Origin of the sequence: Sutterella sp. AM11-39 (genome assembly GCF_003472385.1) — a bacterium.
GTDB classification, from domain to species: domain Bacteria; phylum Pseudomonadota; class Gammaproteobacteria; order Burkholderiales; family Burkholderiaceae_F; genus Duodenibacillus; species Duodenibacillus intestinigallinarum.
Genome location: NZ_QRLV01000006.1, coordinates 106,961 through 119,528, shown reverse-complemented (window position 1 = coordinate 119,528; position 12,568 = coordinate 106,961). Strand labels below are relative to the sequence as shown.

Here is a 12,568-nt window from a genome sequence, read left to right as displayed (position 1 = left end):
AAAATGGAAAAATTCACTGTGCTCAACGGCCTTGTCGCTCCGCTTGACCGCAGCAATGTCGATACTGATGCCATCATTCCGAAGCAGTTTCTAAAGTCAATCTACCGTACCGGCTACGGTCCCAACTGCTTTGACGAATGGCGCTATCTCGACAAGGGAGAGCCGGGGATGGACTGCACCAAGCGTCCTCTCAATCCCGACTTCGTGTTGAACGAACCTCGCTATCAGGGCGCGAGCATTCTGCTTGCCCGCAAGAACTTCGGCTGCGGCTCAAGTCGCGAACATGCGCCCTGGGCTCTGATGCAGTACGGTTTCCGCTGCGTCATCGCGCCGTCCTTTGCCGACATTTTCTATTCCAATTCGCTTAAAAACGGTCTGCTGCCCGTGATGATTCCCGAGCTGGTTCTCGATCGTCTGTTCGAAGACTGCAAGGCGACGCCCGGCTACAAGCTCACGGTCGATCTGGATCAACAGCTGGTGATTGAACCGAGCGGAGCGTCCACGCACTTTGACGTTGCACCTTTCCGCCGCTGGGCCATGATGAACGGCTTTGACGATATCGGCATTACGCTTTCACGCAACAAGCAGGCGATTGAAGAATATGAAGCCAAGCGTTTGGCTGAAAAGCCCTGGCTGGCTCCGACGCTTCAGCAAACCGAAGCCTGAACCTTTTTCACAAGAAACCAAACAACGGCAAAACAAAAATGAGTAAGAAAATTGCAGTGCTTCCCGGCGACGGGATTGGTCCGGAAATCGTCGAACAGGCCGTCAAGGTACTCAAGGCGCTCGGTTGCGACTTTGAAATGGAATACGCCGATGTTGGCGGCGTTGCCTACGCCAATCACGGTCATCCGCTTCCCGAAGCCACGCTGAAGCTTGCCAAGGAGTCCGACGCGATTCTGTTTGGAGCCGTGGGCGACTTCAAGTACGATCATCTCGAACGCCATCTGCGTCCGGAACAGGCGATTTTGGGATTGCGCAAGGCCCTGGGGCTTTTTGCGAACCTTCGTCCGGCCAAGTGCTTCAAGGAACTGACGTCGGCTTCGACCCTTCGCGAAGAAGTGGTCTCCGGTCTTGACCTGGTGATCGTGCGCGAACTCACGGGCGATATCTACTTCGGGACGCCGCGCGGCCGCCGTACGGCTCCGGACGGCAACTTCCCGGGAGCCCCTGAAGCGTTTGACACGATGCGCTACACGGTGCCCGAAGTCGAACGCATTGCACGCGTGGCATTTGAAGCCGCCCGCAAGCGCCGCGGCAAGGTGACGAGCGTGGACAAGGCCAACGTCCTGGAAACGAGTCAGCTCTGGCGTGATACGGTGATTGAAGTCGCCAAGCAATATCCGGACGTGACACTCGAACACATGTACGTCGACAACGCCGCCATGCAGCTTGTGCGTGCCCCCAAGGCGCTTGACGTGGTTCTCACGGGCAATATCTTCGGCGACATTCTCTCGGACGAAGCTTCCATGCTCACGGGCTCCATCGGCATGCTCGCCTCGGCTAGCCTCAATGACAAAAAGCAGGGCCTGTTTGAACCCTCGCACGGTTCGGCTCCCGACATCGCCGGCAAGAACATTGCCAATCCGATCGCTACTGTGCTTTCCGCGGCCATGATGCTGCGCTACAGCTTCGACATGAACGCCGAAGCCGACGCCATCGAAAGGGCGGTGGAAAAGGTGCTTGCCGACGGTGTACGCACCGGGGACATCATGAGCGAAGGTTGCCGCAAGGTGTCGTGCTCCGAAATGGGCGACGCCATCGCCGCAGCCATTCACTAAAACAAAAGGAACGGGCGGCGTACGGGAACGCGCTGCCTGCGTTCCAAAATACCGCGCACAACCCTCGATGTGCGCATCCGGTTCCCGACAACGGCACTGAAACGATAGGGAGACATTGCCATGATTTTAGGTATGGTGGGCTGGCGCGGCATGGTGGGCAGTGTGCTCATGGGCCGTATGCTGGAAGAAAACGATTTTGCGCATGTGGAAAAGACCATTTTCTTTTCTACGTCGGCGGCAGGCGCCAAGGCGCCCAATGTCAAAGGCGCAGCCGAAGACTTGCAGGATGCCAAGGATGTGGCGGCGCTTTCGCAGTGCGATGTGATCATTTCGTGTCAGGGTGGGGACTACACCAAAGAAGTGCACCCGAAACTGCGCGAGTCCGGCTGGGATGGCTACTGGATTGATGCGGCTTCCACGCTGCGCATGCAGGATAACGCCGTCATCGTGCTTGATCCTGTCAATCGTCCGGTGATCGACAAGAGCCTTGCCGCAGGCATCAGGGACTACATCGGCGGCAACTGCACCGTTTCGCTCATGCTGATGGCTCTGGACGGTCTGATTAAGGCTGATCTCGTCGAGTGGGTGAGCTCCATGACTTATCAGGCTGCATCAGGTGCAGGCGCACAAAATATGCGCGAGCTGCTCTCTCAGATGGGGTATCTTGCCAACAGCGTTCGTGAAGAGCTTGCCGATCCGCGTTCTGCCATTCTCGACATTGACCGCAAGGTGACGCAGGCTTTTTCCGCAGCCGACTTCCCGAAGACGGCTTTCGGCGCTCCGCTTGCGGGCTCCCTGATTCCCTGGATCGACAAGGATCTGGGTAACGGCCAGTCCCGTGAAGAATGGAAGGGCGGATCCGAAGCCAACAAGATTCTCGGTCTGCCTGCTCACGGTGAACCCGGTTCGCTCATTGTCGAAGGACTATGCGTGCGCGTGGGTGCCATGCGCTGCCACAGCCAGGCTCTGACGGTTAAGCTCAAGAAGGACGTTTCGGTTGAAGAGATCGAAAACCTTCTCGACAATGCCAACGAATGGGCCTACGTGGTTCCCAACCGTAAGGAAGAGTCCATTGAGGAACTGTCTCCGGCCAAGATTTCCGGTACGCGCCGTATTCCGATCGGTCGTATTCGCAAGCTTGCCATGGGACCGGAATATATCAGCGCCTTTACGGTCGGCGACCAGTTGCTCTGGGGCGCCGCCGAACCGTTGCGCCGTATGCTTCGCATTCTGTGCGAGTACAAGGCGGCTTAACGATCAATCACTTCGCTGATACAGCGGCTCTTCGCCTCGCAAATTCGAGACAATGAAGAGCCGCTTTTTCTTGCTGGGAGCAAGAAAAAGCGCATCAGTCCGTTGGAGGCTACTGACGCGCTTACTCACGAGAGTTGAAACCGAAAGGATTCGCTGGTTACTTTTCGAGCCGCCGAAGAAGGCGCCGAAAAAAAAGGCTCTTCGTGCATAAGTGTGGGTAAACGCACCGAGAATCTACCTCCCCACGGGACGGTCAAGCGACACCACGGGGCGGTTCGGTAGCGGGATATCCACGTTCGAGCAAATCAGCTTGACGTAGGCGAACATGTTCTGAAGGTTTCTGAAGCCGTAGGCGCGGCGTACCAACAGTTTGATCTTGTTGTTGATCGCCTCGATGCGGGCATTGCTCAACCCGTTTTGGATTGTGTTGAAGATGTTCTCCTGATGCCGCTTAATCTTTCGAGCCAGGTCCTTGATTACCTGCGAGCGAGAGTGCGACGCTCGCCAGTACCATTTCTGCAAGAAATAGCGGTCCTGATCGATGGGCATTTTGAGGATGATCCGCAGTTGCTCCTTGAGTTGATATGCCTTGTACAGCGCCGGCTGACTTTCGGCTATGAGCGCAAGCCTTTGACTCTGAAACGAGGTCAGATTTTCCTTTCCCTTGCCCAGTGTGTACGCTGAATGCTTGATGCTTGTGGCCTGCAGTTCACGGACTTGCTGCTCGGCCCTTAGACGCCTGATTTCCTGAGGATCGTCGTTGTTCTTGATCTGTTTTTCGATTCCGCGTGCCTCAACTCGAAGAGACTGCCAGATCTGTGTGCGCATCGTATCGAGCGCGTCGCCGGCCCATTGCACGACATGGAATGGATCCACGCAGCGTATCGCGTGCGGCACGTATTGCTTGATGCAATCGTCAATCCAGCGAGCGCCGTCACCGCTGACACATCGAATACTTGCTCGCTGCTCTTGGCTCAGATCCTCAAAGAACTTCTCGAACACACTTTTACCGTGATTCTCATGCACCCACACCACTTCACCGGTATCGTGGTTGACGACGACGGTCATGTATTTATGGCCCTTGCGATAGGACGTCTCGTCGACGCCAATGTTGACGAGCCCGTCGAGACGCCGCTTATCTGCATCGGGATCCAGATGAAGCTGTGCCCGCTCAACGCAGCGGCCGACCGTTTTCCAATCGATGCGCATGAGCTTTTCAATGCTTGAGCGAGGCAGGTACTTGGCCAGCCAGGCCACTTGTAAATCGAACTCCTTGGTGAAGCCCGATCCGTGAAAGGCCCAGGGAACCGCACTGGTAACGACACCATGATCCGGACACTGAATCCGGCCCGGCGCATGGCGCAGATACAGCAGGATGCCGCCGCAGTCCAGTGCACGCCAAAGGCGAGGTGATGCAGACATCGAGTCGTAGCCGGGGCAGCGTTTGCCGCAGTGCGGGCAACGACGCTGATGCCGCTTGTACGGTCGTACGTCAAGGATGACGGAGACGACACCGTCTTTATCAACGTTTAAATCCATGTCCTCGATGACAACCTGTTCGTTGACATGGGCGAAGTGCTTGCATACACTGAGCGGTCGAGCCATTGCTTTTGTGTGTTTGGTTGTGGAAGACGGAACAGTACAGAATGCGATGGCTTTTGTGTTTTTATACGCCGCAATGATTGGAGGGAGGCGCTGCCTCCCCCAAACCCCCACCGCGTTCGCCGCCACGTGGCTCGGGAGGATGCCGGAAGGCCTCCTCCGCGAGCCGAGGCTATCGCCGTGCCTTGGCCCGGTCAAGCGCTTTCGCGACATATCCTCGGTCGGCTGCGCCTCCCTTCGGTATTTCACGATCGCTTGACAGGGCCAAGAGCACGGCTACGAACGAAAAAAAACGGAACACAACGTGCTCCGACATTTTTAGCTGACTGAATTGTGACAAGACCGTGTCCGGCAAAGCTTTGGTGGATCTTCAGGCACATCCTCTACCCACAGATATGCCCGAAGCCTCGAAAAATTCAATATTCAGAAAGCCGGCATGACACGCTCTATGTGGAGTGAAATGGCGTTAGAAACACCGCTTAACAAGGAGGTGCCGGCCTGATAGGAAGTCCGTCAATCCGGATCTAATCATTTGAAATAAGGAGACCTTTTTCCGAAGGCTTGTCCGATAGCTATTCCTGAATGATTACCATAATGGCATTTGAATTTATTTGGCAAGGACAAGGTTTCTGAAGTTCATTTTTGGCCATGGCGGTTACCTGAATCGTCGACAGACCTGAGAGATTAATTGGAAGCGGCCTTCCAAAACACAAATGAAGAGAGCTGGCAAGCAGAGACGGTCAATCTTGAAGCTTCAACACAAAAAGCGATCAGTTTGCGTAGTCGTTTGGAATCAATAGTTGTTATCCAGCACGGCTCGACTTATCCACAACCTCGGCCTACGGCCCATTTAGTAGGATGAGCGGCCGAGGATGTGGATAAGTCTCTTGCCTCAGCTCTACGCAGCGGCTGATCACAGTTAAAAAACTAAGCTTTTTGCGCTCAAGACAACGCAATCAACGAACGATCGTACGGATTCGTTAAGGCTTTCTTGCCTTGACTTGCGCGGGTGGTCCAGAGATCATGCAGGGGAGGAATGCGGCTCTAAAACCCCGACGCTATTTTTTTGGGAGGCAGACAACAAATAGATGAATGTAGTCTGTACACTGAGTTCCTCGTGAAAGGAACCCTATGCTCACCGGACGCAAATTTGCCGCCAGGTTTAAGAATTCATCTGCACGCGAGGCCTACCTCACCTGGTCGGCCGGGCAGATGTTTATCTACAACGAATGCGTTCTGGAACAGAGGTTCTTTGACAGCCTCAGCCGACTGATAGCGGAAACTGAACGGCATAAGCAGCCGATTCGGAATGAGTGCCGCGTAGCGCGTCCCAAACCCGATCAGAAATACGCGCATTTCGTTGATAAGGCACAAAGACCGTGGTTGTCTCAGGTTCCCTCGGCAATTCTGGGCATCGGTGCTTTTCGTTTTTGTCAGGCCTCAAAAAGAGCGGCAACCGGACTGGCTGCTCGTCCCAAGTTGCGCGCCATCAAAGACGCCGATCGTCATCTGCTGCTGACGCGAGCCTACTTTACGATTAAACCTACAAGTCGCGCAGGTTGGTATGAACTGCGATTCGGATCCGCACGCATTCCGGGCGGAACGATTCTGTTTCGGGCACACCGTGAGTTTGTCGTGCCGGCAATGGTCAGCGTGACGCTGACAAGCAAGGCGCTCATTGTTTCCATGAGCTACGAGGAGACAGAACAAGAGCGATTCCCCGAAACAGAAAAGGAAATACTTGAGCGTCTGCGGCAATACTCCGAAGAGGAACTCATTGCCTGCGGAAACGGGATCGACCGAGGTGTCGTGCGCCCGGTTCAGACAAGTAACGATCCCGAGCCTTATGCGCCGACAAAGGATCAGCTGGAGAGGATCCGCCGCAAAGAACGTCAGCGCAAGCATTATCAGAAGCGCATGGCCCGTTGCGAAAAAGGCAGCCGTAACAGGGCAAAAATGCGTCGGAAAGTGGCACGGACGTTTGACTATCGCAAGAATGTCATCAACGACTTTGCGCATCAGACCTCGCATACTTTGGTCAGTGACGACAAAGTGCAGTTTTTTGTGCTTGAGGACTTGAGGGTCAAAAACATGACCAAAAGACCTGAGCCGAAATACGATGACAACGCAAAAGCATTGCCTAACGGCGCACGAGCCAAAGCAGGACTGAATCGAGCCATCCTCTCAAGCGGTTGGGGGAAGACGGAAGAATATTTGAAGTACAAAGCCAAAAAGGCCGGCAAACTTGTCATGAAGGTTGAGCCGGCCTACACCTCTCAGCGATGCCCGAAGTGCGGTCGGGTGGAGCGGAAGAACCGACCGTCGCAGTCGGAGTTCCGTTGTGTGAGCTGCGGATTTGAGTCGGCGAACGCGGATTATGTGGCAGCAGGAAATATCCTGATGGCAGGAGTGAAACTGATCCGCGAAGGCAGACTCGAACCGAAAAAGGTGAAAGCCACGCTGCGTGGGAAACCAGCGAAGGCAACAAATGTAAAGCTAGGTCCGGGCTGGGCCGATGTTATGCCTGTGGAGCCGGAGAGGTGTCTGGGGAAACTCAGATGCCGAACTCGCTGTGAAGCAGGAAGCCCCTCACTTAAGTGAGGGGAGATGTCACTGTAAAGATGCGTTACGCAACTGTCAGACTTTGGTAGCAAACGAGTCCGTGCCGCTTCAATTCAAGGGGCCTTTGGCCGTGTGACACTCGTCGCAATATCTTTTATTTGTCCGTTTGTCTCAAAACAAAACTCAAATGACAGTGCGGCAGTGGTAACTGCCTAAAGTGCGGGTGTCGGCAGCAAACGCATGCAACTTTGCTGCTCAACGGATTTACGAACTGACAATGGACACTGCACTATTCGATCTTTTTGTCGATTCTTTCTGGCAAATTCTGCTGCCGGGTTTGACCGTAACCATTCCGCTTACGGCGATCGCCTTTTCAGGAGCGCTCGTCATCGCGGTTGTGGTGGCGCTCATCCAGTACGCACACGTGCCTGTACTGAAGGATCTCGCGCGCTTTTATATCTGGGTCACACGCGGCACGCCGCTTCTAGTGCAGCTCTTCGTCGTCTTCTACGGTCTGCCTCACGCAGGAGTGCTGATCAATCCGTTCGTCGCCGCGGTAGTCGTCTTTGCCGTCAACGAGGGTGCCTACTGCGCCGAAACCATCCGTGCGGCACTCGAATCTGTTCCCGCCGGGCAGCTTGAAGCAGGCCTGTGCAGCGGCATGAGCTATCTGCAGACGATCGCCCGAATCGTGTTGCCCCAGGCTTTTCGAACGGCTTTCCCGACGCTTGGCAATTCGCTCATTGCCATGGTGAAGGACACATCGCTTGCTGCCAACATCACCGTCACGGAAATGTTCATGACAACGCAGCGCATCGTGGCACGCACTTACGAACCTTTGCTGCTCTATGTCGAAGTCGGCTTGATTTACCTCATTTTCTGCACAGTCCTCACGCGCCTTCAGAGTTACGGCGAAAAGCGCCTGAGAACCTATGTCTCCCGCTGAGACAAAGGAGCATCGCATGCTGTTGAGTGTTGAAAATCTGCGCAAGACCTTTCCGGGCACACCCGTATTGCATGGCATTGACCTGAAAGTCGAGAAGGGGGACGTGGTCGCGATCATCGGGCCGAGCGGATCGGGAAAGACCACGCTTTTACGTTGCCTGAATTTCTTGGAAAAAGCCGACGGCGGTCGGTTGACCTTTGCGGGCGAAATGTTTGATCTGGCGAAGATCTCCCGCAACAACGTTCTGAGGATCCGCAAGCGCACGGGTTTCGTGTTTCAAAACTACAACCTCTTTCTGAACAAGACGGCGCTTGAAAACATCACCGAAGGACTGATCGTCGGAAGAGGAATCAAAAAGGAACTGGCGCAAGCTAAGGCGCATGAGCTACTGGCTCGCTTTTCCCTGACACACCGCGAAAACGCCTATCCGAGTGAGCTCTCGGGAGGTCAACAACAGCGCGTGGCCATCGCACGAGCGCTCGCAGGCGATCCGGACATCATTTACTTCGATGAGCCGACATCCGCTCTTGACCCGGAACTTACGCGTGACGTGCTCTCGATTCTGAAAGAGCTTGCTCAACAGGGACTCACGATGGTCGTCGTCACGCATGAACTCTCCTTTGCCAAAGGCGTCGCCAACAAAGTTGTCTTTATGGAAGCCGGGCATGTGGTGGAAGCAGGAGACGCACAGACGATCTTTGGGAACCCGAAAGAACTCCGAACAAAAGAATTTTTGGAAACGCTTGCCTGAGCACCCAGCAAACAATCGATTTGGAAAAGGGAAAAACGTATGACAAGAAACCTCAAAACACTGACGATGCTCGCATCCACAGTTTTATTGACGGCGGCACTGACAGGGTGCGGAGAAGACGCTAAGCCTGAGCCTGCGGCAAAAACAGCTCAAGCGCAAACGCAGGATCTACTGGAAACGATCAAGTCACGCGGCTCGATCACAATTGCCATGGAAGGAACTTGGTCTCCGTGGACCTATCACGATAAAGACGGCAAACTCACAGGTTTTGACGTGGCCATCGGCGAGAGAATCGCCCAAAAGATCGGCGTCAAGGCTCAGTTTGTCGAAGGCAAATGGGACGGACTGCTCGCGGGGCTTGACGCGGGACGTTATGACCTGATGATCAACGGCGTGGGCATCACCAAGGAACGCAGTCAGGCATACAGCTTCTCGGATCCTTACGCCTATGACCGCGTCGCGGTGATTGTCAACGACGATCGCGCCGACATCAAGACTATGCAGGATCTCAAGGGCAAAACGACGGCCAACACCATTTCAAGCACCTATGCTCTGGCTGCTGAAGAAGCGGGAGCCAAGGTGATCGGTGTGGACGATATCAACCAGACGTTTGAGCTTTTACGCTCCAGGCGCATCGACGCGACGCTCAACTCGGAAGTGACATACCTGGACTACACCAAGGCTCATCCGGATGCCAAGATCAAAATTGCGCTCTATACGCCGCAGGCTGGCGAAATCGGCATTCCTCTGAAGAAATCGCCGCAGACTGAGTCGCTCAGAAAGGTTGTCAACGACACCATCGCAGAACTGCGAACCTCAGGTGAACTGGGCAAGATTTCGGTGCAATTCTTCGGAATTGACATCACGAAGCAACCGTGACAGCAAAACGGCTTCTATACGGCTAAAACACGCGCTATGTTCGGATTCCGTGTAAATATTTACGGGATCCGAAGGAAAACCGTGTAAATCTTTGATGCAAATCAAACTCGATACACTAAGATCTACCTTCTGTGAAAGTGGTCCTTTTATACGAAGTATTGCCAAAGCGTCTTGGCAAAAAGAGCAAGCAGCACGACGAGAATGATGGGCCGAACGATTGCAGTGCCGTTTTTAACGACAAGCGTTGCACCCAGATAATGCCCGGCAATTCCGAAGAGCCCGGCAATCAATCCGAGATGCCAGTCGACTTGTCCTGCCAGAGCGAAAGTCACCAGCGCTGCACCGGCTCCGGCAATGTTAACGACCTTTGTTTGACCGGAAGCTTCGCGCACATCCAAGCCGCCGAATGTGGAAAAAGACACGAGAAGGAATGTCCCGGAACCGGGACCATAAAACCCGTCGTAGGCATTGCACACAAAAGCGCAGGAAGACAATATGCCGACTCGTTTGGAATACGGCATATCGATATGTTCTGAGTCGTGCTTACGTTTGCGCAAAACAATTGCGGCAACGATCGGTAGCAAGACCAGAAGGATAATTTCAAAGACTTCCGGCGGAAGGTTCAAAGCAATGGACGCGCCCGCGTAACTGCCGACGAAGGAAACCAAAACGGGAAGAGGGGCGAGCTTCCAATCCACAAAACCGCTGCGGGCGAGCTTGAAGATCGACGCGGCCTTACCCATGCAGCTTGAGAGTTTGTTGGTACCGATTGCCATATGCGGCGGGATGCCTGCCAGTAGATATGCAGGCACGGCAATCAGAGCGCCGCCGCCACCGACGGCGTCGACAAAGCCGCCGAGAAAGACCAGCGGACAAACAACCAACAGAGTATTGAAATCCATTTCGATACAGAACGAAACGTGTAACGAAATCAGTCTAACACCGGGGTAATCTGCAGGCTAGCGCTGTGATAGGCTTGTCCGAGAAGATATTTCTGCCAGATGTCTGTTTTGCCATGCCGCGCTTTTCGCTTTGTCACCGCTATCTCAACGCCTTTCTCGTCTGTGCCCATGAAGCCGTCTCTGCAGAGATAGAACAACGACCGAAAAGAAAACCGCGGTAGTCACGAAGCGCCGAGGCTTTCTGAAGTTTGTTGTCGCAGTCCTCTCAATAGCGGCCGCATCCGTTCAGCATGCTCGGTACTGGCAAGAATGGATCGTTCTGATTTCCGGAACCACCAACTTTCGCATCTGGAAGAAAACCTGCGCTCGCTTGACTTCAAGCTGGAGCAATCCGAGTGGGAAGAACTTGAAAAAACAGTGGCTGCCATTCCAATCGTAGGATCTCGCTATAACACAGAACAACAAAAGCAAGTTCAGTGACAATTTTGAAGAGCGTCGATAGGTGTTTCCAAATCAAATACCTCGGCGCTCTTTTTGTCTATCGTTTCTCCATGGCATCCATAACTGTACGAAACTCAAAGAAAGGCAAAGTTAGGTAAAGCTCGAAGTTATTGTCGCAATTTGAGGTGATAATTGTTCTCAGCAAATACTTTCGGGATTTCACCATGCACTTTTTCTTCGAACTCTTGCTTCTGGCAGGTCTCGTTGCTCTGTTGATTCAGCTGCCCGCCAAATTTCTCGCAATCGCCCTGGCCATCGGCGCCATTGTTTGGTTTTTGTTGCCGGGAGGCCCCGGCGGATTTCACTTCGGAATCGGCTGCGACTGGCTAACGCGTTTCGGCGATGTCATGCACCACGGTTTCGGGCACTTCGGTTTTCCGTTCCACGGCTTTGGTGGTTTACTGACGGTTGCACTATTGATTGCGGTTGTCTGGCTCGCCTGGAAGGCATTCGGGCGAAATAAGAGTGCGGACAAGACGAACGAAAACGTCTGATGCAGTATCGACGCGGCGAGTCCAACTTGCCGCGTTTTTCGTCGAGGGTCAAAAATATGAAGAAGCTTTCGTTGGCAATGATCGGTTGCGTCGTGTTGGCCGGATGTACGGCACCTCAACAAACTACACCGCCCGTCATGGAGAAATCGGCACTAATGCCGATCGTGCAGACGGTTGTTCCCGAAGAACCGATCCTTAAGGCCAACGAAACGGTCACGGCATACACGCTCTTTGACAAGGCGATTCGCATCGGCTCGGTCGACGCCCGGTTTTCGGACTTCTACGTGCTCTTCAGTCCCGACGGAAAGCTCGCGCACCTGTATTCAGACGCCGGAAAGAAGCATGAGACATTGCAGCGCCGGTCACTGCCCAAAGGCGGCTACGTTTGGAATGTGGAAGACGACGACACCAAGAATCTGCGTCACAAAGACGGTGTTTGGACCATTGAAAAGCGCATGAAACTCATTGCCTCGCAGTCCAAATCTGACGTGGACGCGTCGCTCGGTCCGTGGGAAGAGGAATACTTCGAAGGCGTGCTGCCTGCGGCTTCCTGCCCCGGCATCCGCTATCAGCTCACGGTGCGCCACCGCTCTTATAGCGGCGACGGAGCGTATCACCTTGCGATGACCTACCTGGAAGCGGAAAAGGGTAAGGACGTGACGTTTGAGTCAATCGGCAAACGCCTCACCCAGCGCGGTACGACGGAAGATGAGGACGCCACGGTGTGGCAACTTGTGGGAGACGACGGCAAACCCGAAGCCAATTTCCTTTATGACCCGATGAATCAGACGCTCACGATGCTCACCAAAGACTTCAAGCGCATCGACTCGAAGCTCAATTACACGCTCAAGCCTACGAGCAAGAAGCAATGAGCTTAATGTGCAACCGGTTCGCGG

General features: G+C 54.2%; 12 protein-coding genes. 10 read left to right on the top strand and 2 right to left on the bottom strand.

Annotated features, from left to right (window positions below):
* The first annotated feature begins 3 nt into the window (after positions 1-3).
* The 3 genes from leuD to asd all read left to right on the top strand — a co-directional run bounded on the left by leuD (position 4) and on the right by asd (position 3,035).
* Positions 4-666, top strand: a complete 663-nt coding sequence (gene leuD, locus DW133_RS06640) for a 3-isopropylmalate dehydratase small subunit (RefSeq protein WP_118275863.1) — start codon at positions 4-6, stop codon at positions 664-666.
* A 38-nt stretch (positions 667-704) separates the two neighbouring features.
* Positions 705-1,781 (top strand): 3-isopropylmalate dehydrogenase, encoded by a 1,077-nt coding sequence (gene leuB, locus DW133_RS06635; protein WP_118275862.1) that lies wholly within the window; start codon positions 705-707, stop codon positions 1,779-1,781.
* A 120-nt stretch (positions 1,782-1,901) separates the two neighbouring features.
* Positions 1,902-3,035, top strand: a complete 1,134-nt coding sequence (gene asd / locus DW133_RS06630) for an aspartate-semialdehyde dehydrogenase (RefSeq protein WP_118275861.1) — start codon at positions 1,902-1,904, stop codon at positions 3,033-3,035.
* A 234-nt stretch (positions 3,036-3,269) separates the two neighbouring features.
* Here the strand turns inward: asd and DW133_RS06625 are convergent, their stop codons facing one another.
* Complete coding sequence (locus DW133_RS06625) at positions 3,270-4,640, bottom strand: ISL3 family transposase (protein WP_158571141.1); 1,371 nt, start codon at positions 4,638-4,640, stop codon at positions 3,270-3,272.
* 1,128 nt (positions 4,641-5,768) lie between these two features.
* On the opposite strand from DW133_RS06625, the gene DW133_RS06620 reads away from it, so the two are divergent.
* From DW133_RS06620 to DW133_RS06605, 4 genes are all read left to right on the top strand, one after another.
* Positions 5,769-7,238 carry an RNA-guided endonuclease TnpB family protein gene (locus DW133_RS06620; protein WP_118275859.1) on the top strand — a complete coding sequence of 490 codons (1,470 nt, stop codon included), beginning with the start codon at positions 5,769-5,771 and terminating at the stop codon, positions 7,236-7,238.
* 238 nt (positions 7,239-7,476) lie between these two features.
* Positions 7,477-8,145, top strand: a complete 669-nt coding sequence (locus DW133_RS06615; protein WP_118275858.1) for an amino acid ABC transporter permease — start codon at positions 7,477-7,479, stop codon at positions 8,143-8,145.
* Between the two features lie 19 nt (positions 8,146-8,164).
* Entirely contained in the window at positions 8,165-8,896 is a 732-nt protein-coding gene (locus DW133_RS06610) for an amino acid ABC transporter ATP-binding protein (RefSeq protein WP_118275889.1), read from the top strand.
* Between the two features lie 39 nt (positions 8,897-8,935).
* Positions 8,936-9,775, top strand: a complete 840-nt coding sequence (locus DW133_RS06605) for a transporter substrate-binding domain-containing protein (protein WP_118275857.1) — start codon at positions 8,936-8,938, stop codon at positions 9,773-9,775.
* 146 nt (positions 9,776-9,921) lie between these two features.
* Here DW133_RS06605 and DW133_RS06600 read toward each other — a convergent pair whose 3' ends face one another.
* A complete protein-coding gene (locus tag DW133_RS06600) occupies positions 9,922-10,677 on the bottom strand; it encodes a TSUP family transporter (protein ID WP_233542132.1) in 756 nt (251 codons plus the stop codon).
* Between the two features lie 309 nt (positions 10,678-10,986).
* Here DW133_RS06600 and DW133_RS06595 point away from each other — a divergent pair, with 309 nt between their 5' ends.
* The 3 genes from DW133_RS06595 to DW133_RS06585 all read left to right on the top strand — a co-directional run bounded on the left by DW133_RS06595 (position 10,987) and on the right by DW133_RS06585 (position 12,544).
* A complete protein-coding gene (locus DW133_RS06595) occupies positions 10,987-11,157 on the top strand; it encodes a hypothetical protein (protein WP_199588833.1) in 171 nt (56 codons plus the stop codon).
* Positions 11,158-11,342: 185 nt separating this feature from the next.
* On the top strand, positions 11,343-11,672 hold the full coding sequence (locus DW133_RS06590) for a hypothetical protein (RefSeq protein WP_118275855.1): 330 nt from the start codon (positions 11,343-11,345) through the stop codon (positions 11,670-11,672).
* Positions 11,673-11,728: 56 nt separating this feature from the next.
* Positions 11,729-12,544: a copper resistance protein NlpE N-terminal domain-containing protein gene (locus tag DW133_RS06585; protein WP_158571140.1), complete on the top strand. Its 816-nt coding sequence runs from the start codon at positions 11,729-11,731 to the stop codon at positions 12,542-12,544.
* Positions 12,545-12,568: the final 24 nt, after the last annotated feature.

What these genes read in the sequence shown, in the direction of transcription:
- leuD (WP_118275863.1), top strand. Translation starts at nt 4, where the DNA reads ATGGAAAAATTCACTGTGCTCAACGGCCTTGTCGCTCCGCTTGACCGC.
- leuB (WP_118275862.1), top strand. Translation starts at nt 705, where the DNA reads ATGAGTAAGAAAATTGCAGTGCTTCCCGGCGACGGGATTGGTCCGGAA.
- asd (WP_118275861.1), top strand. Translation starts at nt 1,902, where the DNA reads ATGATTTTAGGTATGGTGGGCTGGCGCGGCATGGTGGGCAGTGTGCTC.
- DW133_RS06625 (WP_158571141.1), bottom strand. Translation starts at nt 4,640, where the DNA reads ATGGCTCGACCGCTCAGTGTATGCAAGCACTTCGCCCATGTCAACGAA.
- DW133_RS06620 (WP_118275859.1), top strand. Translation starts at nt 5,769, where the DNA reads ATGCTCACCGGACGCAAATTTGCCGCCAGGTTTAAGAATTCATCTGCA.
- DW133_RS06615 (WP_118275858.1), top strand. Translation starts at nt 7,477, where the DNA reads ATGGACACTGCACTATTCGATCTTTTTGTCGATTCTTTCTGGCAAATT.
- DW133_RS06605 (WP_118275857.1), top strand. Translation starts at nt 8,936, where the DNA reads ATGACAAGAAACCTCAAAACACTGACGATGCTCGCATCCACAGTTTTA.
- DW133_RS06600 (WP_233542132.1), bottom strand. Translation starts at nt 10,677, where the DNA reads ATGGATTTCAATACTCTGTTGGTTGTTTGTCCGCTGGTCTTTCTCGGC.
- DW133_RS06595 (WP_199588833.1), top strand. Translation starts at nt 10,987, where the DNA reads ATGGATCGTTCTGATTTCCGGAACCACCAACTTTCGCATCTGGAAGAA.
- DW133_RS06590 (WP_118275855.1), top strand. Translation starts at nt 11,343, where the DNA reads ATGCACTTTTTCTTCGAACTCTTGCTTCTGGCAGGTCTCGTTGCTCTG.
- DW133_RS06585 (WP_158571140.1), top strand. Translation starts at nt 11,729, where the DNA reads ATGAAGAAGCTTTCGTTGGCAATGATCGGTTGCGTCGTGTTGGCCGGA.